This is a genomic window from Stenotrophomonas sp. CASM114 (genome assembly GCF_049384325.1).
Taxonomy (GTDB): Bacteria; Pseudomonadota; Gammaproteobacteria; order Xanthomonadales; family Xanthomonadaceae; genus Stenotrophomonas; species Stenotrophomonas muris.
In genome coordinates this window covers 359950-380579 of record NZ_JBMRGJ010000001.1, presented here as the reverse complement: position 1 = coordinate 380579, position 20630 = coordinate 359950, and the positions used below count along the sequence as shown (strand labels likewise).

Sequence of the window (20630 nt, the reverse complement as noted above, 5' to 3'; positions counted from 1 at the left end):
GGCACACTGGCAACCACCTTTCCTGGCGCCCGCGCCCACAGGATTCCCGCATGAACTTCCGCTTCCGCCGTTTCCTTGCCACCACCACCCTGGCCGTGGCCTGCGCCGCCGCCGGCAGCGCCTGGGCAGGCGCCCGCGATGACCTGAAGACCTTCACCAGTGGCCTGAAGGGCCTGGATGGCCAGTTCAGCCAGCAGGTGTTCGACAGCCGCGGCAAGGTGAAGGAATCGACCAGTGGCCGCGTGGCCCTGTCGGCGCCGCGCCTGTTCCGCTGGGAATACGTGCGCCCGCACGAGCAGTTGATCGTGGCCGACGGCAAGAAGGTCTGGATGTACGAACCGGACCTGGAGCAGGCCACCGTGCGCGAGCAGGGCAAGGAAGAGCAGAACAGTCCGCTGACCGCGCTGATCAACCCGGCGCTGCTGGAACAGCAGTACGACGTCAGTGAAGAGGCTGCGCAGCGCGACGGCCTGCAGTGGCTGTCGCTGTCGCCGAAGCGCGAGACCGAAGCCAGCTTCCAGTACGCCGCGCTGGGCTTCAATGCCCAGGGCCTGGCCAAGATGGAAATCACCGATGCGGTTGGCCAGCGCACCGTGATCAGCTTCAGCGGCTGGAAGCGCAACCCGGGCTTTGCCGCCGGTACCTTCAGCTTCACCCCGCCGAAGGGCACCGACGTCATCGGTAATTGACCTGTGGGCGGAGGCGCTTTGGTGGGTGTCAACCTTGGTTGACACGCTTTTGATCTGCCGGCCAGCGGCCGGCACTACCGATCCTGTGGCCTGATCTGCCGGGCAGGGTTCGGTGCTGTCTGCTCTGGCGGGTGTCAACCGGCACCGTCATGGTGGGTGTCAACCTTGGTTGACACGCTCTTGATCTGCCGGCCAGCGGCCGGCACTACCACCCGTGCGGCCTGATCGCCGGCATGGCCCGGCGCTTTCTGCTCTGGTGGGTTTCAACCGGGACCGCCTTGGTGGGTGTCAACCTTGGTTGACACGCTTTTGATCTGCCGGCCAGCGGCCGGCACTACCGACATCGCGTCCCGCCGCCGGGCACGGCCCGGCGCTACCGTTGGGCGGCGCGGTACAATGACCGGGTGGCAAGACATCGTTCAACTTCCTTCCCTGGTCCCGATCTGCTGAGCGTCGATCGGGAACACCTGCGCCCGCTGGCCGAGCGCATGCGTCCGCGCACTCTCGACGAAATGGTTGGGCAGAAGCGCCTGCTGGCGCCGGACAGCGCGCTGCGTCGCGCGGTCGAATCCGGTCGCGTGCATTCAATGATCCTGTGGGGGCCGCCAGGGTGTGGCAAGACCACGCTGGCGCTGTTGCTGGCCGAATACTCCGACGCAGAATTCCGTGCCATCTCCGCCGTGCTCTCCGGCCTGCCGGAGGTGCGCCAGGTGTTGGCCGAGGCCGCGCAGCGTTTCGCCGAAGGCCGCCGCACCGTGCTGTTCGTGGATGAGGTGCACCGCTTCAACAAGGCGCAGCAGGATGCGTTCCTGCCGCATATCGAGCGCGGCACGATCCTGTTCGTCGGTGCCACCACCGAGAATCCGTCGTTCGAGTTGAATTCCGCATTGCTGTCGCGTTGCCGCGTGCATGTCCTGGAAGGCGTTTCGCCCACCGACATCGTCGAGGCGCTGGAACGTGCGCTGGGTGATCGCGAGCGCGGCCTGGGCGAAGAGGGTATCGAGGTCGCCCCCGAACTGCTGCTGGAAATCGCCACCGCCGCCGATGGCGACGTGCGCCGTGCGCTGACCCTGTTGGAAATCGCCGCGGAACTGGCGGGCGGGGAGGGAGGGCGCATCACGCCGCAGACCCTGACCCAGGTGCTGGCCGATCGCACCCGTCGCTTCGACAAGGGCGGCGAGCAGTTCTACGACCAGATCTCGGCGCTGCACAAGTCGGTACGCAGCTCCAACCCGGATGCCGCGCTGTACTGGCTGACCCGCATGCTCGATGGTGGCTGCGACCCGTCCTACCTGGCGCGCCGGCTGACCCGCATGGCCATCGAGGATATCGGCCTGGCCGATCCGCGCGCGCAGAGCATGGCGCTGGAAGCCTGGGACATCTACGAGCGGCTGGGCAGCCCGGAAGGCGAGCTGGCGTTCGCGCAGCTGGTGCTTTACCTGGCCAGCACCGCCAAGTCGAACGCCGGCTATGCCGCCTTCAACCAGGCCAAGGCCGACGTGCGCGAGAGTGGTACCGAAGAAGTGCCGCTGCACCTGCGCAATGCACCGACCAAGCTGATGAAGGAGCTCGGCTACGGCGCCGAGTACCAGTACGACCATGACGCCGAGGGTGGCATCGCGCTGGACCAGACGGGTTTCCCGGATGCGATGGGCGAACGGGTGTACTACAACCCGGTGCCGCGTGGCCTGGAAATCAAGCTGAAGGAAAAGCTGGACCGGCTGCGTGCCGAGCGCGAAGCGGCGAGGGCGGCAAAGGGTCGCTGACCCGGTTTATGTAGCGTCGAGCCGCGCTCGACTCCGCTCTGGACCGGGCCAGCAGCGCCTGCGGCAACGGCAGCCGAGCATGGGCTCGGCTCTACAGGGCCAACGGCAGCCGAGCATGGGCTCGGCTCTACAGGGCCAATGGCAGCCGAGCATGGCTCGGCTCCACATTGTTCCCGGCGGCGGTCTTTGGCACACTGCGCGGCCACTTTTTCAAGGATTGATGCCGTGCAGGAAATGATTCTGCCGTTGAAGCGCTACGCCCAGTTCGAGGGGCGTGCCAACCGTCGTGAGTACTGGATGTTCCAGCTGTTCATGCTGATCGTCTCCGCCGTCCTGATGGTGCCGCTCGTTGCCGGGCTGGTGATGCAGTCCGACGTCCTGGGCATCGCGTCGATCATCCTGTTTGTCGTGTTCTGGCTGGCCACGTTCGTGCCGGTCATCGCCGTCACCGTGCGCCGCCTGCACGACTGCAACCAGTCGGGCTGGATGTACCTGCTGGCCTTCGTTCCGTTCGGCGGCCTGGTGATCTTCGTATTCGCGCTGCTGCCGGGCACGCCGCAGGAAAATGCTTATGGTCCGGTGCCTTCGGGGCCGTGACATTTCGCGAGTCGGGCATGGCTCGACTCCACAAGAGGCAAAGAAAAGAAGCCGGCATTTCGCCGGCTTCGTCTTTACTTGATGGTGCAGTCGCCGAAGGATAGGTAGTCCGTGCCGGAACTGAACTGCAGCGTGCAGCTGGCGGTGAACGTCGCGCCTTCTTCCAGTGCGCCCAGCTTGGCCGCCTGCTGTTCGTCGTCGCTGGTCAGTCGGGCCAGGACATTGCCCTGGTCGTCGCCGGCCTCGATCAGCGGCTCGCCCGCCAGGTTGCTGGAAACGCTCAGGGCTACGGCAGTGAATGTCACCGTCTGGTTGAGTTGGTCCATGCCCAGTGACGAATTGCCGGCTTCTTCAAAGGCCTGGTAGAGCGTTGGCAGGTCCTGTGCGGCATGGGCGCCCAGCGGCGCAAGCAGGCCGAGGGAGAGGGCGATCAGGGTGGTGTGCTTCAAGGGAGTCTCACAATCATGGGATCCAATCCCATGGCGGTTGTGTGCAGATGAACGCGACCCGGATGGCGGCAAGTGCCCGCCATCCATGGCTGCGCTGGAAGCGGGGCGATCCAATGCCCCGATGGGCGGCAAAATAGGGGAATTGCTGCCCCTTGCGCAACCCGGGCATGCGCGCGCGTGATACACAGCGTGACGTTTGATCGATGTGATAATCATTCGCGTTTAAGGTAGACTGCGGTCCCTTGTGAACCGGCGGCCCTGGGCCGCTTCTGCCGCCGCTGATGAAGCACTTTGTTCCGCCTTCGCGCCGTGGTCCGCTGGCCCGCGGCTTGGCCGCCTTGATGATGGGTCTGCTCCTGGTCACCCCATATGCCCATGCACAGCAGCGCAACCCGCTGCAGAAGATCGGCCGCACCGTGCTCGACGAGCCTGCGGCCAGCTATCGCTTCGAGCATTTCGTGGTGGACAGTCCCGACCAGCAACGCCGCTGGCGGGTGAACCTGGCGATTCCGGCCAAGGCCGGCAAGACGCCATCCCCGGTGCTCTACGCGCTGGACGGCAACGCCGTCGCGATGGTCCTGGATCAGCCGTTGCTGGCCGAGCTGGCCGCGCGCAAGGCGCCGCCGGTGCTGGTGCTGATCGGCTACGACAACGACCTGCGCATCGATTCCAAGGCGCGCACCCGCGACTACACCGCGTGGATCGACCGCGCCGACGATGAGAGCGGTACGACCCAGGCGGTCGGCGGTGGTGCTGCGGCCTTCCTGGATGTGATCGAACGCCGCATCAAGCCGGAAGTCGAGCGTCGCGCACGCATCGATACGCAGCAGCAAGCGCTGTGGGGCCACTCGCTGGGTGGATTGTTCGTGCTCAATGCGCTGTACACGCGTCCGGCCGCCTTCCAGTCCTATCTGGCCGCCAGCCCGTCGCTGTGGTGGAGCCAGGGTGCGGCGCTGGGGGATCCGGAACAACAGTTCGTGCAGAACGTGCACGGCCAGCCGGCAAGGCTCTGGCTGATGCTGGGCGGTGCCGAGCGTGTCGGTGATCGCGGCAAGCGCGACATGAACAATCCGCGCGTGGTCGCGCACCTGCGCCGCATCGGTGGCGCCACCCCGGATGCGGCGATGCAGCTGTCCGAGCGCTTGGGCAAGGTGCCGGGCCTGAGCGTGCAGTACCGCGAGTTCCCCGGCCTTGGCCACGGCCCGATGCTGCCGGCGTCCTTCCATGCGGCGCTGCATGAGCTGTACGGCGTGACCGATCGCAGCGCCGGCGATGGCGCGCCCAATGGCGGTGACAACGCCGCCGAATGAATCCCTTCGCACGCGCTGCCGTGCGACCCCACTACCCAGGCGAGGCTGCCGACGTGCAGCGGCCCAGGCAACCGATGACCCCCGCGCCACGTGGCGCGGCCTACGTGTGCAAGGAGCCTGCCATGTCGTTCCGTCCGTCTCTCCGTCTTACCTCTCTCGCTGCCGGCCTGCTGCTGGCAGTGACCGCCACCGCGCAGCCGGTGTTCGACCAGCCGGCCAACGCCACCTTCAAGGGTGAGGTCGTCTCACGCGGTGAGAACGTGGTTCCCGGCAGCACCGCCGACGTGGTCGGCCGTGGTTTCGTGCCGGGCCAGAAGGTCAGCCTGCTGCGTGGCGACAGCGTGCTCAACGCACAGCCGGTGGTGGTCGATGCCGATGGCAACTTCAAGACCCAGCTGAGCATTCCGGCCGACGCGGTGCCGGGCACCCACCCGGTGGTGGTGCGCGCCAGCCAGCCGGCTGCGGCCACGGTGCTGAAGCTGCGCGTGTCGCCGCAGTTGCCGCTGTCCGGCCAGGCGCAGTTCGCCACCCGGTCCAGCAAGCTGGTGCCGGGCCTGTACCAGTCCGCCTACAGTGCCGCCAGCAACGCAGTGTTCGTGACCTCGGCGGTGGGTCGCCCGCCGGTGACCCAGTCGCAGCTGCTGAGGCTGGACCCGACGTCGCTGAAGGTGACCAGGGCGATCACCCCGGCGCAGGTGCCGGGCAGCACCAATGGTGCGGTGTACGCGGTCTACGGCGTGGGCGTGGATGACACCAACGGCAATGTCTGGGTGACCAACACCCGCCAGAACTCGATCGCGGTCTACCGGCAGAAGGACCTGTCGCTGGTCCACCAGTTCCCAGCCGACACTGTGCCGCACGCGCGCGACGTGGTGGTCGATGGCACCCGCGGCAAGGTGTTCGCCTCGGCAACGGGCGAGGACCACCTGTCGGTGTTCGACGCCAGGACCTTCAAGGAGCTGCCGGCAGTGACGCTGGAATCCGGCGTGGACGACGGCACGTTCACACCGATGAGCCTGGTGCTGGACGAGAAGGGTGGCAAGCTGTTCACCGTCAGCATCGGCACCCCGGAAGCGGCGGTGATCGATGTGGCCAGCGGCAAGGTCGAGAAGGTCATCGATCTGGGCAATTCGATCAGTGCCTCGGGCGTGGCCTTCGATGCGGCACGCAACCGCCTGTACGTCGCCTCGCAGGGCACCGACAACCTGCTGATCGTCGACGTGGCAGCCGGCAAGGTGCTGCATGACGTGCCGGTCGGCGCCGGTGCGCTGAACGTCGCCTTCGATGATGCCTCCGGCCTGGCCTATGTCAGCAACCGTGGCGCTGGCACGGTCACCGTGGTGAATGGTGACGGCAAGGTGGTCGCCAATCTTGATGGCGGCACGCTGCCGAACCACGTCCGCGCCGATGGCAAGGGCAACGTGTTCGCGGTGAACAAGTCGCGCGGCGCTGAGGACCCGAAGGGTGACCGCATCACCCGCATCACCCCGAAGCAGTAAGTCACACGGTGGGGCGGCGTGCGCGCCGCCCTGCCAGCAAGGAGAACGAGCATGAACATCGCGTCCCGTCTGCGCCTGTGTGCGCTTCCGTTGGCTGTTTCGCTGGTACTGGCCGCCTGTGGCGGCGCGTCGACACCGCCTGATGGCCAGAAGGCCGCCGAGCCGCCCGCCGCACCAGCCGCTGCCGAAACCGCGTTGCCGGCAGGCTGGCAGCGCGTGGCCGGTGCCGAGCTGCCGGCCGTGCATGACCAGAAGGCGATGCTGCCGGCCAAGGTGCATTCCGATGACGGCGCCGATATCGAGGTGACCGATACCAGCCGGATCATTGCCGGTGGCGACGACGTCATCGCGGTGATCGAAGCACTGGGGCTGGGCACGCAGGTATTCGCCGCGCCGACCAACACCACCACCCAGGCCGGCCTGGCCGCGCCGCACCAGTTCCTGTTCAACCGCACCACCGGCGTGGAGGGCGTGCTGAGCCTGCAGGGCTCGCTGTTCCTCGGCAACAGCCTGCGCCGCCACACCGAGCTGGCCAAAAAGCTGCGCGAAGTCGGTGAGCCGGCGGTGGTCATCGATGATCTGCAGCCGGCCCCGGACAAGGTGCGCAAGGTCGCCGCCGCACTAGGGCTGGCCGAAGCGGGGCAAACATTGGCCACGCAGGTGCAGCGCCAGCTCGACGAGGCTGCAGCGATTGGCAAGGGCCTGGGCCATGCGCCACGACTGATCCACGTATCGGCCACCGGCGCTGGCGGCTCGCCCACTGTCGCCGGTGCCGACAGCGCGTCAGCGCAGCTGATCGCGCTGGCCGGCGGCATCAACATCGGCACCGAGGCCGGGGTGAAGAACTATTCGCAGCTGAGCAACGAGGGGGTGGTCGCCGCGGCACCGGAGGTGATCCTGGTGACCGAGCATGACCTGCGGCTGTTCGGCGGTGCCGAAGGCCTGTGGAAGGCGTACCCGACGCTGAAGCAGACGCCGGCCGGGCAGGCCAATCGGGTCTGGGTGATGCCGGATGTGCAGCTGAAGTACACCAGCGTGGGTTCTGGTGCGGGCGCGCTGGCGCTGGCCAAGGCCCTGGCAGCCTTGCCGAAGGCATGAGTCCGGCGGATCGGCGCCGCCGTCGCGGGCGGACGATGTTGATGGTGGCGTTGCTGGCGCTGCTGGGGGCAGTGCTGGCGTCGTTCGCCGTGGGTCCGTTGCGGTTGCCGCCGCTGGAGGTGATGCAGGCGCTTGCGGTGAAGTTGGGCCTGCTTGACCCAGGGGCAGTCCGCAGCCGTGATCTGGCCGTGGTCTGGCAGCTGCGCATTCCGCGCGCCCTGTTGGGCGCGATGGTCGGTGCGTCGCTGGCGATGGCCGGTGCCAGCCTGCAGGGCCTGTTTGGCAATCCGCTGGCCGACCCCGGCATCGTCGGTGTCAGCCAGGGTGCTGCGCTGGGTGCGGTGGCTGCCATTGTTCTCGGCGCTGCCGGTGCGGCCGGCTGGCTGGTGCCGGTGGCAGCCTTCGTCGGCGGCGCGCTGGCGATCGGCCTGACCTATGCGCTGGCCCGGCCCGGCAAAGGCAGTGGGAATGCCACGCTGCTGCTGGTCGGCATCGCGATGGCCGCGTTCTGCTCGGCGCTGATCGGTTTCCTTACTTACATCGCCAGCGAAAGCGAGCTGCAGTCGCTGGTGTTCTGGCAGATGGGCTCGCTGGCGCGCGCCAACTGGGCCGACGTGGCCGCGGTGGTGCCGCTGTTTGCGCTCGGCGTGTTTGCGCTGCAGCGGCTGGCCACGCCGCTGGACATGCTGGCGCTGGGTGAGCGCCAGGCGCAGCACCTGGGGCTGGACGTGACCCGTACGCGGCGTCGCCTGGTCGCGTTCAGTGCGCTGCTGGTGGGCGCAGCGGTGGCGTTCGCGGGCTCGATCAGCTTCGTCGGCCTGGTGGTGCCGCACGTGGCGCGACTGCTGGTCGGCCCGGGTCATCGCTGGCTGCTGCCGTTGTCCGGGCTGCTCGGTGCGCTGCTGATCGTGGTGGCCGACACCGCCGCGCGCACGCTCGATCCACCTGCGGAGATTCCGCTGGGCCTGTTCTCGGCCGCGCTGGGTGCGCCGTTCTTCCTGTGGCTGGTGCTGCAGCAGCGCCGCAAGGCGGCGCCATGAGCGTGCTGCTGAAACTGCACCAGGTGGTGGTGCGCCGCCAGCAGCGCGAGATCCTGCATGGCATCTCGCTGGCGTTCGAACCGGGCACGGTGACCGCGCTGGTTGGCCCGAACGGCGCGGGCAAGTCTACGTTGCTGGCGGTGGCGGCCGGTGACCTGCGCGCCGATGCGGGCGAGGTGAGCCTGTTGGACAAACCGCTGGCCAGCTACAAGGCCGGGCCGCTGGCACGCGAGCGCGCGGTGATGCCGCAGGAGCATGGCGTGCGCTTCGCCTTCAGCGTGGAAGAAGTGGTGGCGATGGGACGGTTGCCGCATCCGCCGGATCCGCGTGTGGACGATGCACGGGTGGAAGCTGCCATCGATGCCGCCGAACTGCAGGCGCTACGCCTGCGCGAAGTGCAGCAGCTGTCCGGTGGCGAGTCCGCCCGGACCACGTTCGCGCGCGTGCTGGCGCAGGACACGCCGCTGCTGTTGCTTGATGAACCGACCGCGGCGCTGGATCTGCGCCACCAGGAGCGTACGTTGCGCAGTGTGCGTGCCTGTGCCGAAGCCGGTGCGTGCGTGATCGTGGTGCTGCACGATCTGAACCTGGCCGCCGGCTATGCCGACCGCATCGTGTTGCTGGAACAGGGCAGGGTGGCCGCCGATGGCACGCCGCTGCAGGTGCTCACCGAAGACAACCTGCAGCGGGTCTATCAGCAGGATGTGGTGGTGCTGGAGCATCCGCGGCGCGGGGTGCCGTTGGTGGTGGTGACGTAGTCCGGATCTGCTGCCGTCGCCGCGTATCATGTCTGACCGGTATTCCCTCAATGGACTGATGCAATGATCTGTAGCATTTCGCGCGGCACGCTGCTGGCCGTGTTGGTTGGCTTCGCAGGCGCTGCGACTGCGGCTTCCACCTCTCCGGTTTCGCTGACCGATGCGGCGGAGAATGCCTCGCTGATCGAGATACGGCATTCCGCTGGCGCGGGTTCTCCTGTTGCGTCCATCCGGACGCAGTACTTCGCCAGCGAGGAAATGTCCGTGAGTTGGGATGACCAGCAGGTGCTGGTGCTTTGCAAGGAGGCGGCATACCTGCAGATTCCCCCTGCCAAGCTCAAGGCCGCTGCGTTGAGCACCGAGCAGCGGCAGATGATCGTCTACCAGGCGCTGATGTCCGGCCTGGGTGCTGTCGCGGGCGTGGTCGGGCCGGCGGGCGAGATGGTGGCTGTGGCGGATGACGGAAGCGAGACCCGCAGCATTGGCGAAAGCCATTGGGCGTACGGTATCGAGCGCTACGACGTCACCACCCAGCGCATGCCGGGCGGCGCGCTGCGTGTGCATTCCCGCAAGACCGAGACCGTGAACACGACGCCCCCGGCGAGCCCGGACGACACGTTCAGCACCGAGGATGACCAGGCGGCACGCCTGTCCGAACTGGCGCCGGTGGGGAGCTGGACCGAGGTGCTGATCCATGGTGGCCCGCAGCTGCCGCACATTGACCCGGCGACGTCGCTGAAGGGGTGGATTCCGATGGGGGATGACCAGGCGGCGACCGTGGCCGAGGCGCGCACGCTGCACGGCTGCAAGTAAGGGCTGAGAGGAGGCAGATCCCTTTGCCCAGGGTCAAAGGGATCTGACCCCGATCATTGTCGGCCTCATCGTTCCATTTATGTTTGCAATATTCACTTGCGCGCCAGATTGGCAGGTCTAGAATGCGCCCCATGAACCGGATGCCGCTCCTGAAGTTTTTCACCCTGACCCGCGCCAACGCGGAACGGGCGTGTCTGCCTGGAGCCCCACGAGGCCGTTGAAGCGGCCATCGCTGGACCTTCGACAGAGCGCCCCCCGGGGCGCTCTTTTTGTTTTTGTTTTTTTGTTAGTCGACTAACAGTCGACTCTACCCAGTCGACGCTGCCCAGCCGACGCTACCCAGTACCGCAAAGGAGAACGTGCCATGCACCAGATCGCCGAGACCGAACGCTAGCCGCGCACCCTGTCGCCAACCGGGGGGCGCGGCCCCTGAAGTTGGCTTTGCAGGAATCTCTATATGAACACCCAAGTCCTTTCCCGTCGTCGCAACCTTGGCATCATTGCCCACATCGACGCCGGCAAGACCACGCTGACCGAGCGCCTGCTGTGGAAAAGCGGCGAGATCCACCGCGTCGGTGAAGTGCACGACGGCAACGCGACCACCGATTTCTCGGCGATCGAACGCGAACGCGGCATCACCATCGGCGCTGCCGCCGTGCAGGCGCAGTGGGCGCCGCGCGACCTGCCGCCGCATCGGCTGACCCTGATCGACACCCCTGGCCACATCGACTTCGCCATCGAGGTCGAGCGTTCACTGCGCGTGCTCGACGGCGCCGTGGCCGTGTTCTCGGCCGTGGATGGCGTGCAGCCGCAGTCCGAAACCGTGTGGCGCCAGGCGCGTCGCCACCGCGTGCCGCTGATCGCTTTCGTCAACAAGATGGACCGCGTCGGCGCTTCGTTCGAGCGCGTACTGGAGCAGCTGCGGGACAAGCTGCGGGCGCGGCCGTGGGCGCTGGGCGTGCCGTTGGGCAGCGAAAGTGGCTTCAACGGCTGGGTCGATCTGGTCGATGAGCGCGTGCTGCAGTGGCAGGATGGTGCCGCAACCACGGTGACCCCGTGGGAGCAAGCGACGCGGGCCCAGTGGCAAGCCCAGCGCGATGCGCTGGTCGAGGCCGTGGCCGATCACGATGAGCAACTGGCCGATGCCTGGCTGGAAGGTCGCGTGATCGATGCCGGGCAGCTGCGCGCGGCGATCCGCCGGGCGACGCTGGCGGGTGCGGGCGTGCCCGTGCTGGCCGGTGCTGCGTTCAAGGACAAGGGTATCGAGACGCTGCTGGACGCCGTGGTCGATTACCTGCCGTCGCCGCTGGATCGCCCTGCCGTCAGCGCCGAAAGCGATGAGGGCGAGGTCGTGCTGCCGCCGGACCCGGACGGTCCGCTGGCCGGCCTGCTGTTCAAGATCACCCACCAGCAGCACGGCGCGTTGAGCTTCGTGCGGCTGTACTCGGGCACCTTGAAGGTGGGCGATGCGGTGGCCAGTTCGCAGCATCCGCAGGGGCGGCGTGTCAGTCGCCTGGTGCGGGTGCAGGCCGACCAGACCCACGACATCGAACAGGCCGTGGCCGGTGACATCGTTGCAGTGCTGGGCTGGAAGGATGCGGTCAGTGGTGAAACGCTGAGCGGTCGTGCGCAGCCGCTGCGCCTGGAGAACATCCAGGCACAGGCACCGGTGCTGGCGTGGCGGTTGGAGCCGGCGCGTGCGGCCGACCTGATCCGGATGGCACAGGGTTTGGCCAGCCTGGCCCAGGAAGATCCCTCGTTCCGCGTCGAAACCGATCGCGACACGGCGGAGACCCTGGTCTGGGGCATGGGCGAACTGCACCTGGAGGTGATGGTCGAGCGCCTGCGCAGCGAATGGAAGGTCGACGTAGGCGTAGGTGCGCCGCGCGTGGCCTACCAGGAGACGCCGACGCGTGCGATGACCGGCGTCGTCGGGCGGCTGGTCAAGCAGACCGGCGGCCAGGGCCAGTTCGCGCACGTGGTGCTGGATGTATCGCCGCGCGAGGACGACCAGGTCGTATTCAACGACCGCATCGTCGGTGGCGTGGTTCCGCGCAGCTTCATCGCGGCGGTGGAGAAGGGCGTGCGTGCTGCGTTGTCGGAAGGTCCGCAGGGCCATCCGGTGGTCGGCATCGAGGTCAGTCTTGTCGATGGCCAGACCCATGCCAAGGACTCCTCGGAGATGGCGTTCCATCGCGCAGGCGCCGAGGCGATCAAGGCGGCGCTGGCCGAAGGCGGCACGCAGCTGCTGGAGCCGGTGATGGCGGTGACGGTGCATTCGCCGTCAGCGTCGGTGGGTGATGTGGTCGGCGACCTCAACCGCCGCCATGGTCGCATTGCCCGCATCGACGATCAGGATGGTCGCGCCGAGGTCAGTGGCTTCGCACCGCTGGCGCAGCTGGTGGGCTATACCACCTCGCTGCGTTCGCTCAGCCAGGGGCGGGCCAGCAGCGAGGCGCACCTGCATGGCTACGAGCCGGTGCGCGCTGCATGAAGAAGGTGAGGGGAGCCCGTTCGCGGGCTCCCTTTTTTGTGGGTTCGGGTTGCCGCATCCATGCATGGCGTGGATCTACCGGGTGATCGGGTCGCGAGCGCTGCACTAGAGCCACGCCATGCGTGGATGGGGCCCTCGCGATGCGCTTTTTTTTGCATTGCGATGCAACAAAACTGCAGAAAAAGCTGGATTAAAGTGATGCCTCACGATAAATTGCGCACCCCCCGTTGCTCGCCGCCGCCCGCACCCCTCTCATGCGTGATGACAAAGACCCCGGAACCCTGGAGCTGACCCTGCCGCGCAAGCGCGGTCGTCCGCCCAAGTTCGGGTATGCGATGAGCGATGCGCAGCGGGCCGCACGCTATCGTGCGCGCCGGGCAGGGCAGGCCAACCACGCCGATGTGCGCTCCTGCAGCGACATGGTGCTGCTGGACAAGATCCGTGCAGCGGTGAGCGCGCGCGACACCGAACTGGCCGGATTCCTGGTCCACGTGCTCTGGCAGCGCTACCCCCTGCAGCTGAAATAGTTCGCTGGCGGGGTGGCCGTTGTCATCGAGCTTGTTGATAATGCGGGATTCAGGTTGTTCCCGCTGGCGTGCCCGGGATGGCAGGCGCGCATGATCGAACGGTTCCCAAGATGACCACCACCAGCGACACCACCACCGAAGCGGCGCCGAGCGGCGCTCCCCTGTTCTATACCCGTCCGGTGCCGCTGCAGGCCGATGTGCACGCCGATCTGCGCATCCTGCCGGGCAAGCTCGAGTTCGCCGCCGGCAACAACGCCATTCCGCTGGTGCTGGGCGAGTTCTCGCTGGCGCTGCATCATTTCCCGATCCTGTTCGCCGGCCCCGGTGCGGTTCCGATGGCTGCCGTCGGCGTGTCCGACCAGAACCTGTTCATCAAGGACGGCCTGTGGGAAGACGAGGCCTATATTCCGGCCTACCTGCGCCGCCACCCCTTCATCTTCATCGACACCGGCGCGGAGAATGACTTCCTGCTGGGCATCGACGAAGAAAGCCCGCGCGTGGTCAAGGGCGGCGAGGAAGGCCAGCCGCTGTTCGTTGACGGCAAGGCCACCGAAATGGTGCAGCAGGCGCTGGAGTTCTGCGGCCAGTACACCCGCGAGCACGAACAGACCCTGGCCTTCTCCAAGGCCCTGACCGACAACGGCCTGCTGGTCGAGCGCAACGCCACCGTGCGTACCCCGGATGGCCGCGAGTTCAACCTCAATGGCTTCCTGGTGGTGGACGTCGAGAAGTTCGTTGCGCTGCCGGAAGCCACCGTGGTCGAGTGGCACCGCAGCGGCTGGCTGGCACTGATCCACCAGCACCTGATGTCGCTGGGTCGCTTCAATGACCTGACCCGTCGCCAGGTCGAGCGCCTGGCCGCCTGATCAAGGCATTGGCAGGGTTCCCGCTGGGCGGGAGCCCTGTCCGGCCTTCAGCACGTCCAGCAGGCGCCGCGCATCGGCCCAGTCCGGCGCGGCGTCATGCGCCAGGTCGACCAGCTCCGCCGCGATGGCCGCATGCTCGCATTGGCCCAGCATCTGCAGCGTGCCCTGCAATCGGTGCGCGTGATGGCCCAGTGCCGATGCATCCGCTCGATCAATAACCCGTTCGATGTTGCCGAGCTCATCGTGGATGTCGGCGATGTAGGCCGCGTCCATGTCAATCGTCTGCGCGGCTGCGCCCAGGCCCTGTGGTCGCGCAATGTCGAGCGCAGGCAGCAGCTGGGCGGCGCGCAGCGGCTTGGCCAGCACCGCGTCGAAGCCCGAGCGGTGGCAGCGTGCGCGATGACGCCGTCCGGTGCGGGCAGACAATGCGATCAGGCGAACGGTGCGCCCGGCAGACCCGCGTAGCTCGCGCGCCAGCACGTGACCATCGGCGCCAGGCAATCCAATGTCGATCAGAGCAACGGAGCGGGGCTGTCGTGCCTGTTCGGCCAGGGCACTGGCCGCATCTTTCACGGCGCACACCTCTGCGCCCCAGCGCCGCAGCTGTTCGGCGATCACGTGGCGATTGAGCTCGTGGTCCTCGACCAGCAGCAGGTGCAGTCCGGCCAGTGGCGTATCGCCCACGGGAATGTCCTGGGCATCCACGCCGGTGCCAGCCGGGCACACCGGCAGGCGCAGGATGAAGCGACTGCCACGGCCCAGCACGCTGTGCACGGTGAGGTCGCCGCCCATTGCGCGGGCCAGTTCGCGCGCGATGGAAAGCCCCAGGCCACTGCCGCCACGCTGGCGTCCGCTGCTGCCTTGCTGGAAAGGCTGGAACAGGGTGGCTACCTGCGCCGGCGCGATGCCGATGCCGCTGTCGATCACCTCCAGCAGCAGCGCCCGAGGACGCGCCGCCGGCATCAGTTGCAGGCGCAGCTCGATGCGGCCGGAATCGCTGAACTTCACTGCGTTCGCCAATAGATTGCTGGCAATCTGGCGTAGCGCATCGGCGTCCACCAGGATGTTCGACGGGGATGCGCCCTGGGCATCGAGATGCAGCTGCAGGCCTTTCCGCTGGGCCTGTGGCCGGATCGCCTCCAGAGCCTGCCGGCACAGCTGGGTTGCATCGCAGGGTTGCGCATGCGGCTTGAAAGCGCCGCTCGCAAGGCGCGAAAAATCCAGTGCGCGATTCAACAGGCTGCGCAGGGATTGGCTGGCGCTGCTGGCAGCGGCGAGCAGGTCACGCTCGCCCTTGGGCAATGTCGATTGCCCCAGCAGCTCGATCGAGGTCAGCACGGCCTGCGCCGAGTTGCGCATCTCGTGGCTGATCACGCCGATGGCATGCGCGCTGCTTCGGTCACCGCGCGCCCGCAGGTGGCGCATTGCGAGCCACAGCAGCGGCAGGGCAATCAGCAGTGGGGCCAGCAGCAGCCACCCGCGCGGGGGCGACGCCTGCATCCAGTCCAGTGCATTCCCGGCCGCGGCAGGCAGGGTCTGGCCTGCCCATAGGTGGAGCAGGCCTGCGTGCTCTTCCAGTGTGACCTCCCGCAATGCCTGTTCGATGCGCCCAAGCAGTTGCTGGTCTTCCCGGCGAACCAGCAGGTAAAGGTCGGTGGAGAAGCCGCTATCGAACGGCTGCAGGCGCAGGCTGCCATTGAAATGGCGTCGAACCAGGGGGCGCAGCGTGGACTCCAGGCCAATCGCCACGTCCGCCAGGCCGGTTTCGACTGCCGCCAGTGCTGCATGCCGGTCTGGCAGCTGCCGCAGCCGGACCTGCGGGTGATGCGCGTGCAGCCAGCTGGCGTAGGGTCCGCCTTCAACGACGGCGATGACCCGGCCGTCGAGTTCGCGCATCTCCCGTGGCAGCCACTCGCCGGCGCGTCCGGCCAACAGGGTGGCGCCGCCACGGAACGGGGTGGACGCGGCAAGGCCGGGGCAGGGCAGCGCCTGGTGCCTTGCGCCGCCAAACACCATGACCAGGTCAGCCTCGTGATGGCATACAGCGAGGATTGATGCGGCGGTTGTCGGGTAGGGGTGTTCCAGGAAACGGAATTGGGCGTGCCGCGCCACCAGGTTGGCATAGCCATGGGCGAGCGTTGGCGGTGATGACGGATCGGCCAGGGCCGCGGGCAGGGGGCGCAGGGAGGGAGTCGTGGCGACCCGTACAGTGCTGCCCGGCAGCCAGCGTGGCGAGCGGATATCTTCGGCCGAGGCAGCCGGCAGGAGAAGGAGCGCCAGCAGCCCCGTGGACAGGAAGCGGCGGCGCAACGGCGGCTGGCGCCTCACGGTGTCTCCAGTCGTTCGCGCAGTGCGTAGATTTCCACGTCGCTGCGCAATCCCAGCTTGCGCAGCACAGCCACCTTCTGCGTGCTGACAGTCTTGATGCTGCGGTGCCGCCGCAATGCGATCTCGGAGACCGTCAAGCCTTCCAACAGCAGGCCGAGTACTTCGCGCTCGTTGCGGCTGAGCTCGCCGCGATCGCCGGCCAGCCTGACGTCCGGTGGAACCCGGGTCAGGCCCTGGGAAACACGTACGATGGCGTCGGACAATGCAGCAAGCGGTTCGGCCTTGCTGACGAATCCGTTGAGTCCGGCATCGATCAGGCTGTTGAGGTTGGTGGTGGGGCAGAGCGTGGCGAAGGCCAGCAATGGCGTGCGCGGGAATTCCCGGCGCAGCAGCGCAACCAGCTCAAGGCTACCCAGGTCGTCACGGGCAAGCGTGAGATCGATGATGGCCACATCCACTGGTGTGCGTTGCAGGCTGCAGAGCAGTTCGTTGCTGCAACCGTGGCTGGCGACGATGTCGAAGCGGAGATCGCCTGACAGGTGCAGGGCGGTGCCGCGACGGACGACTTCGTGATCGTCCAGGAGCGCCAGGCGAAGCCGACGCGGTGCAGGAAATCCATTCATGCGCGGGAGGTGGTCGGCGCCCATGGGCGTGGCCGCCATTCTGGCGCCGCTGTCGCGTCGAACATCGAATTCGTTGCGTTTTTACGACTATTCCTAAAGATCGATGGATGCAGTTGATCGGCCGGGGCTTACGCATTCGTGACGTAAATGGATGGGGTGCTGCAGGCGTCCCGTCGTGGCTGCCGGAACCATTAATGTGACGCGTCACGCTGGCGTGACCCTGCGCCCCTGACCTGAGTCGTTGACGCCGTCAGGGCAGGGCTATCGAGTCTGCACGCGGGGGATCGACATGCGACCCAGGAACTGCGCCGGGGTGATGCGGGGCAACTGTTTGGCATGGGCGTCTGAGAAGTGGCGCAGGCCGCCCCAGAGTGCGGTGTCTCCGATCAGGAAGCAGCGGTGCTGGGCACGGGTGACGGCGACGTTGAGCAGATTGGGCTTGCTGGAGGCCCAGTGCGCCGCGCCCACCGTGTCCGTGTCGCAGCCCAGGACCATCCAGACAATGCTTTCCTCCTTGCCCTGGAAGGTGTGCACGGTGCCGACGCGCTCCCTGCACCACGTGCGCAGTTCGGTGGTGCGTGGCGCCTGCGTGCCGGGTGGGGCATCCGGGCCAAGCCAGGCGTCCTGGCTCCGCAGTCGCTCGAGCAGGGCATTCTTGATGCGCTTGAAGGGCGAAATGATGTAGACCGGGGGAAGGCTTCCGGTGCTGTGGTAGAGCGCGGCCAACGCCTGCTGCACCAGGTCGATCTGGCACGGCACGACCTGCTTGTCGCTGGTGCGGCCGGGGGCGTGTACCCAGGCGCTGCTGCCGATGTCCAGGCTGTCGGCGGGTGGCCGCGCCGCACTGGGTTCCCAGGGGTTGGAGAAGATCATCTTCCCCTCGTAGGCAATCGTGTTGGCAATGGAGAACATCGGTTCGACGCAGCGACGATGCACGCGCAGCGGACTGCCGATCCAGAGCGGCGAGCCGCCGGACTCCATGCGGGCACCGAGCGGGTTGGCCTCGTCGGCCAGTACCTGTACGGAGGTCTTGTCGGGCGAGACGTTCACGCCTGCGGGCAGTGCGCTGGTTCGGCCCAGCGCCTGCAGCAGCTTGACCGGCACGGTGAACACCGGCTCGATCTGCAGCGGATCACCCACCACGACCGCGCGCCTGGAGCGCAGCAGTGCACCGACTGCCGCCTGCGGCACGGCCTGGCCAGCTTCATCGATGAACAGCCAGCCGATCGAGTCCGGCCCCAGGTGGCGGAACTGGCGTGCGACCGAGGCGAACGTGCTGGAGACAACCGGCACGATCATGAACAGGCTCTGCCAGATGGCCAGCGCATCGCGTGGCTCCTGCAGCCGCTTGCCACTCAGCAGGTGGCACAGTGCAATGACGTTCTGGGCGAAGCCGCCGCCCTTCTGCACCACTTCGTGCAGCCAGGCCTGGTGAAGCTGCAGTGCCGCCACGAAGAGATTGGCGCGCTGCTCGTTGAGCTGCTCGCTGTTCCAGACTCCCTTGATCTGCCAGTCCTGACCTTCCAGTTCGGCCGCGTCGGCGGGATGGGACGCGGTGCCGAATTCGGCTTTCAGTTGTTCGAGCTGTTGCGTCATTCCAGCCCATTGCTGCGCCCGTGCCTGCGCGGCGGCCGATGCCTCGGCCAGGGTGCTCGCGGTTTGGCCCAGGTGCTGTTGCGCCGTATCACATTGCGTCCCGAGTTCGAGCCCGCGCTGGGTCCATCGGTGCTGATGATCTGCGTTCTGCACCATTGCGGCCGCATGGCTGTGCGCGCGCTGCCGGTCAAAGATGCGGGCCCACCAGCCAGGCTTCTCTTCCCTGAGCAGGATGCGTTGCGCCTTGAGCAGGGCGAGCTGTTCATCGGATCTGCTGCGCTGGCTCTCGAGTGCACGGCACTGCTGTGCAGCTTCCTCATGCGCGCGCTGTGCATCGCGAAGCTGAGAAGTCGTTTGCCGGCAGAAGCTCTCCTCATCGTTGCCGCTGATTTCACGGCTGAGCGAGGCAAGCCGATCCAGCTTTTCGACCAGGCCATTGACGATCGCATCGGCCTTGCCGAACGCCTGCCTGGCCTGCTGGAAGCTCATGGCTGCTGGGTTGTCCCGCCACTCCCAGAGCGACTGGTGGCGGGCGCGGTCGTAGCCCTTCGGTGCGGGGGTTTTGCCATCTTTTGGGGCGCTCCTGCTGATGGCCCGCACAAGTGCCTCGCGGTTGGCCTTCCTGCCCAGCGCGCAGCTGATCAACCCCCAGGCATCGCTGTCTGCCGCCGGTCGTTCATAGGCGCCCCTGCCGTTCCATTCGAGCAGGTTGCGGGCCAGTGGCCGCAGGTAGTCGAAGGTCACGTCCCCTGTGCTGTTGCGCCAGCGCGATCCTCCGGGCTTGCCCAGTGACCGGCTCTTCGGCAGGTCACGCGAAATATTCTCCACGGCGGCATTGTTCGACGATGCGACCACCATCTCGAAGCCGGTCAGGTCGGCCTTCAGTGGCGAGACCCTGCACGGCTTCTCACCTTCGAAGTTCACTTCGCGGGCTGGGCCGAGCGCAGCGGCTGGCGTCGCGTACTGTGACAATGCACGTGCGCGCCGCACGATGTTCTCAGCGAAGACCTCACGCAACAGCGTGGTCTTTCCGGTTCCGGGCGGGCCATTGACCGAGAACATGCCTGAATCGCACACCTGCTCGAAGATGCTGTTCACAGCGAACTGCTGCATCAGGCTCATCGTGTGTGCAGGATCGCCGGGCCAGTGGCCCCGATTGATGTGGCGCGGGCGCAGCCGGTCGGCAATCAGCGCATGGCCTTCTGGGGTGTAAAGGTCTTCGCGTCGGCTTTCAAGCAATGGGCTCAGATAGGCGCGTAGCGGCGCACTGGCCTTGCCCTGGTCGAGTGCGCCGATGGCCCGCGCGATATCCTCGACGAAGAAACTGTTGAGGATGCTGATCTCCGCGTCCTCTTCGGGCTGGGCCTCGTCGTCCTCGGCGTCGTCCGCTTCCGCCGTTGGCTCGTTGTCCGGCCCTGGGGGTGTGGCTTTTGCTGCCCGTTCCGGCTTCGGCTTGTCTTCAACGCTTTTCGCCCGGATGACCAGCAGCGGAGCGGACGCGTCGCCCGCGGAAGGGTCATGACCCGACCAGTTGCACAGGATGTCGAGCAGGCGCAACAGGTCGTCGGGGCTGCAGGGCGTTGGGCCCTCACCCTGTCCGGCGGGGGTGGCAGCGGCGCTGCGGAACGTTGCTACGTCGCGCTTGAGTGCTTCAAGGCTTGCCTGGAAGGCGTCGAAGTCCAGGCCCTGCAAGCCACGCCTGGAGATCGTGCCCAGTGCCCACGGAACGGTCGATACCGAGATTTCACCCAGCTGCAGCACGCCCTCGGCGCTTGCCCGCAGGCTGGCCGCGCAGGTCAGGCCTTCCAGTTCGGCCCGTTCGTCCTGTTCCAGCGACTCGTCTCCGCTTGGCGTCTCAGCCAGTACCCGCTGGGTGATATCGGCCAGCTGGGCTTTGTCGAATATGCCGAGGTAGACATCGAATCCGCTCAGCCTGCGACCGAATGGCAGGGGTGGGGACCACAGATCCTTCGGGTCCAATCGCTCGAGCTGATCCCTGGACAGCTGCCGTACGCTCCAGTCCGCGTCCTTCGACTCAAGGACCTGGCCCTGCAGATCGTAGGGTATGAAGAACTCAACCCTGTGCCAGAAGCTGAGGATCGCGCGATGACTGGCCTGCAACGCGTTGCGTCGTTCTTCCTTCAACTGCCTGTTCCTTCCATTGTGAAATCGGCTGC

General features: G+C 66.9%; 16 protein-coding genes. 12 read left to right on the top strand and 4 right to left on the bottom strand.

Features of this window, described 5'->3' with window-relative positions:
- The first annotated feature begins 50 nt into the window (after nt 1-50).
- From lolA to VG566_RS01760, 3 genes are all read left to right on the top strand, one after another.
- A complete protein-coding gene (gene lolA / locus VG566_RS01770) occupies nt 51-689 on the top strand; it encodes an outer membrane lipoprotein chaperone LolA (protein WP_005413289.1) in 639 nt (212 codons plus the stop codon).
- Nucleotides 690-1177: 488 nt separating this feature from the next.
- A complete protein-coding gene (locus VG566_RS01765) occupies nt 1178-2455 on the top strand; it encodes a replication-associated recombination protein A (RefSeq protein WP_014037159.1) in 1278 nt (425 codons plus the stop codon).
- Nucleotides 2456-2680: 225 nt separating this feature from the next.
- The gene (locus VG566_RS01760) at nt 2681-3052 is read left to right on the top strand and encodes a DUF805 domain-containing protein (protein WP_014647091.1); all 372 of its coding nucleotides are present in this window, start codon (nt 2681-2683) and stop codon (nt 3050-3052) included.
- A 74-nt stretch (nt 3053-3126) separates the two neighbouring features.
- Here VG566_RS01760 and VG566_RS01755 read toward each other — a convergent pair whose 3' ends face one another.
- Nucleotides 3127-3501, bottom strand: coding sequence for a hypothetical protein (locus VG566_RS01755; RefSeq protein WP_241883845.1), 375 nt, complete (start codon nt 3499-3501; stop codon nt 3127-3129).
- A 281-nt stretch (nt 3502-3782) separates the two neighbouring features.
- Here VG566_RS01755 and VG566_RS01750 point away from each other — a divergent pair, with 281 nt between their 5' ends.
- The 9 genes from VG566_RS01750 (at nt 3783) to VG566_RS01710 (ending at nt 13906) form a co-directional block, all read left to right on the top strand.
- Nucleotides 3783-4811, top strand: a complete 1029-nt coding sequence (locus VG566_RS01750) for an alpha/beta hydrolase (RefSeq protein ID WP_164109202.1) — start codon at nt 3783-3785, stop codon at nt 4809-4811.
- Nucleotides 4812-4933: 122 nt separating this feature from the next.
- Nucleotides 4934-6310, top strand: coding sequence for a YncE family protein (locus VG566_RS01745; RefSeq protein ID WP_032961048.1), 1377 nt, complete (start codon nt 4934-4936; stop codon nt 6308-6310).
- A 51-nt stretch (nt 6311-6361) separates the two neighbouring features.
- A complete protein-coding gene (locus VG566_RS01740) occupies nt 6362-7408 on the top strand; it encodes a heme/hemin ABC transporter substrate-binding protein (protein WP_032961051.1) in 1047 nt (348 codons plus the stop codon).
- On the top strand, nt 7405-8448 hold the full coding sequence (locus VG566_RS01735; protein WP_100450023.1) for a FecCD family ABC transporter permease: 1044 nt from the start codon (nt 7405-7407) through the stop codon (nt 8446-8448). The genes VG566_RS01740 and VG566_RS01735 overlap by 4 nt, the downstream gene beginning before the upstream one ends.
- Nucleotides 8445-9206 carry a heme ABC transporter ATP-binding protein gene (locus VG566_RS01730; RefSeq protein WP_049403890.1) on the top strand — a complete coding sequence of 254 codons (762 nt, stop codon included), beginning with the start codon at nt 8445-8447 and terminating at the stop codon, nt 9204-9206. Before VG566_RS01735 ends, VG566_RS01730 begins: the two co-directional genes overlap by 4 nt.
- 63 nt (nt 9207-9269) lie before the next feature.
- Nucleotides 9270-10019 (top strand): hypothetical protein, encoded by a 750-nt coding sequence (locus VG566_RS01725; RefSeq protein WP_241883846.1) that lies wholly within the window; start codon nt 9270-9272, stop codon nt 10017-10019.
- 457 nt (nt 10020-10476) lie between these two features.
- Nucleotides 10477-12513 (top strand): elongation factor G, encoded by a 2037-nt coding sequence (gene fusA, locus VG566_RS01720; protein WP_197561082.1) that lies wholly within the window; start codon nt 10477-10479, stop codon nt 12511-12513.
- Nucleotides 12514-12767: 254 nt separating this feature from the next.
- Nucleotides 12768-13040: a hypothetical protein gene (locus VG566_RS01715; protein ID WP_005409616.1), complete on the top strand. Its 273-nt coding sequence runs from the start codon at nt 12768-12770 to the stop codon at nt 13038-13040.
- A 110-nt stretch (nt 13041-13150) separates the two neighbouring features.
- On the top strand, nt 13151-13906 hold the full coding sequence (locus VG566_RS01710; RefSeq protein ID WP_032961063.1) for a SapC family protein: 756 nt from the start codon (nt 13151-13153) through the stop codon (nt 13904-13906).
- On the opposite strand, the gene VG566_RS01705 is transcribed toward VG566_RS01710, so the two are convergent.
- The 3 genes from VG566_RS01705 to VG566_RS01695 all read right to left on the bottom strand — a co-directional run bounded on the left by VG566_RS01705 (nt 13907) and on the right by VG566_RS01695 (nt 20598).
- Complete coding sequence (locus tag VG566_RS01705; RefSeq protein ID WP_241883847.1) at nt 13907-16234, bottom strand: ATP-binding protein; 2328 nt, start codon at nt 16232-16234, stop codon at nt 13907-13909.
- Nucleotides 16231-16881 (bottom strand): response regulator transcription factor, encoded by a 651-nt coding sequence (locus VG566_RS01700; protein ID WP_232503899.1) that lies wholly within the window; start codon nt 16879-16881, stop codon nt 16231-16233. Before VG566_RS01700 ends, VG566_RS01705 begins: the two co-directional genes overlap by 4 nt.
- Before the next feature lie 237 nt (nt 16882-17118).
- The gene (locus VG566_RS01695; RefSeq protein WP_241883848.1) at nt 17119-20598 is read right to left on the bottom strand and encodes an AAA domain-containing protein; all 3480 of its coding nucleotides are present in this window, start codon (nt 20596-20598) and stop codon (nt 17119-17121) included.
- Nucleotides 20599-20630: the final 32 nt, after the last annotated feature.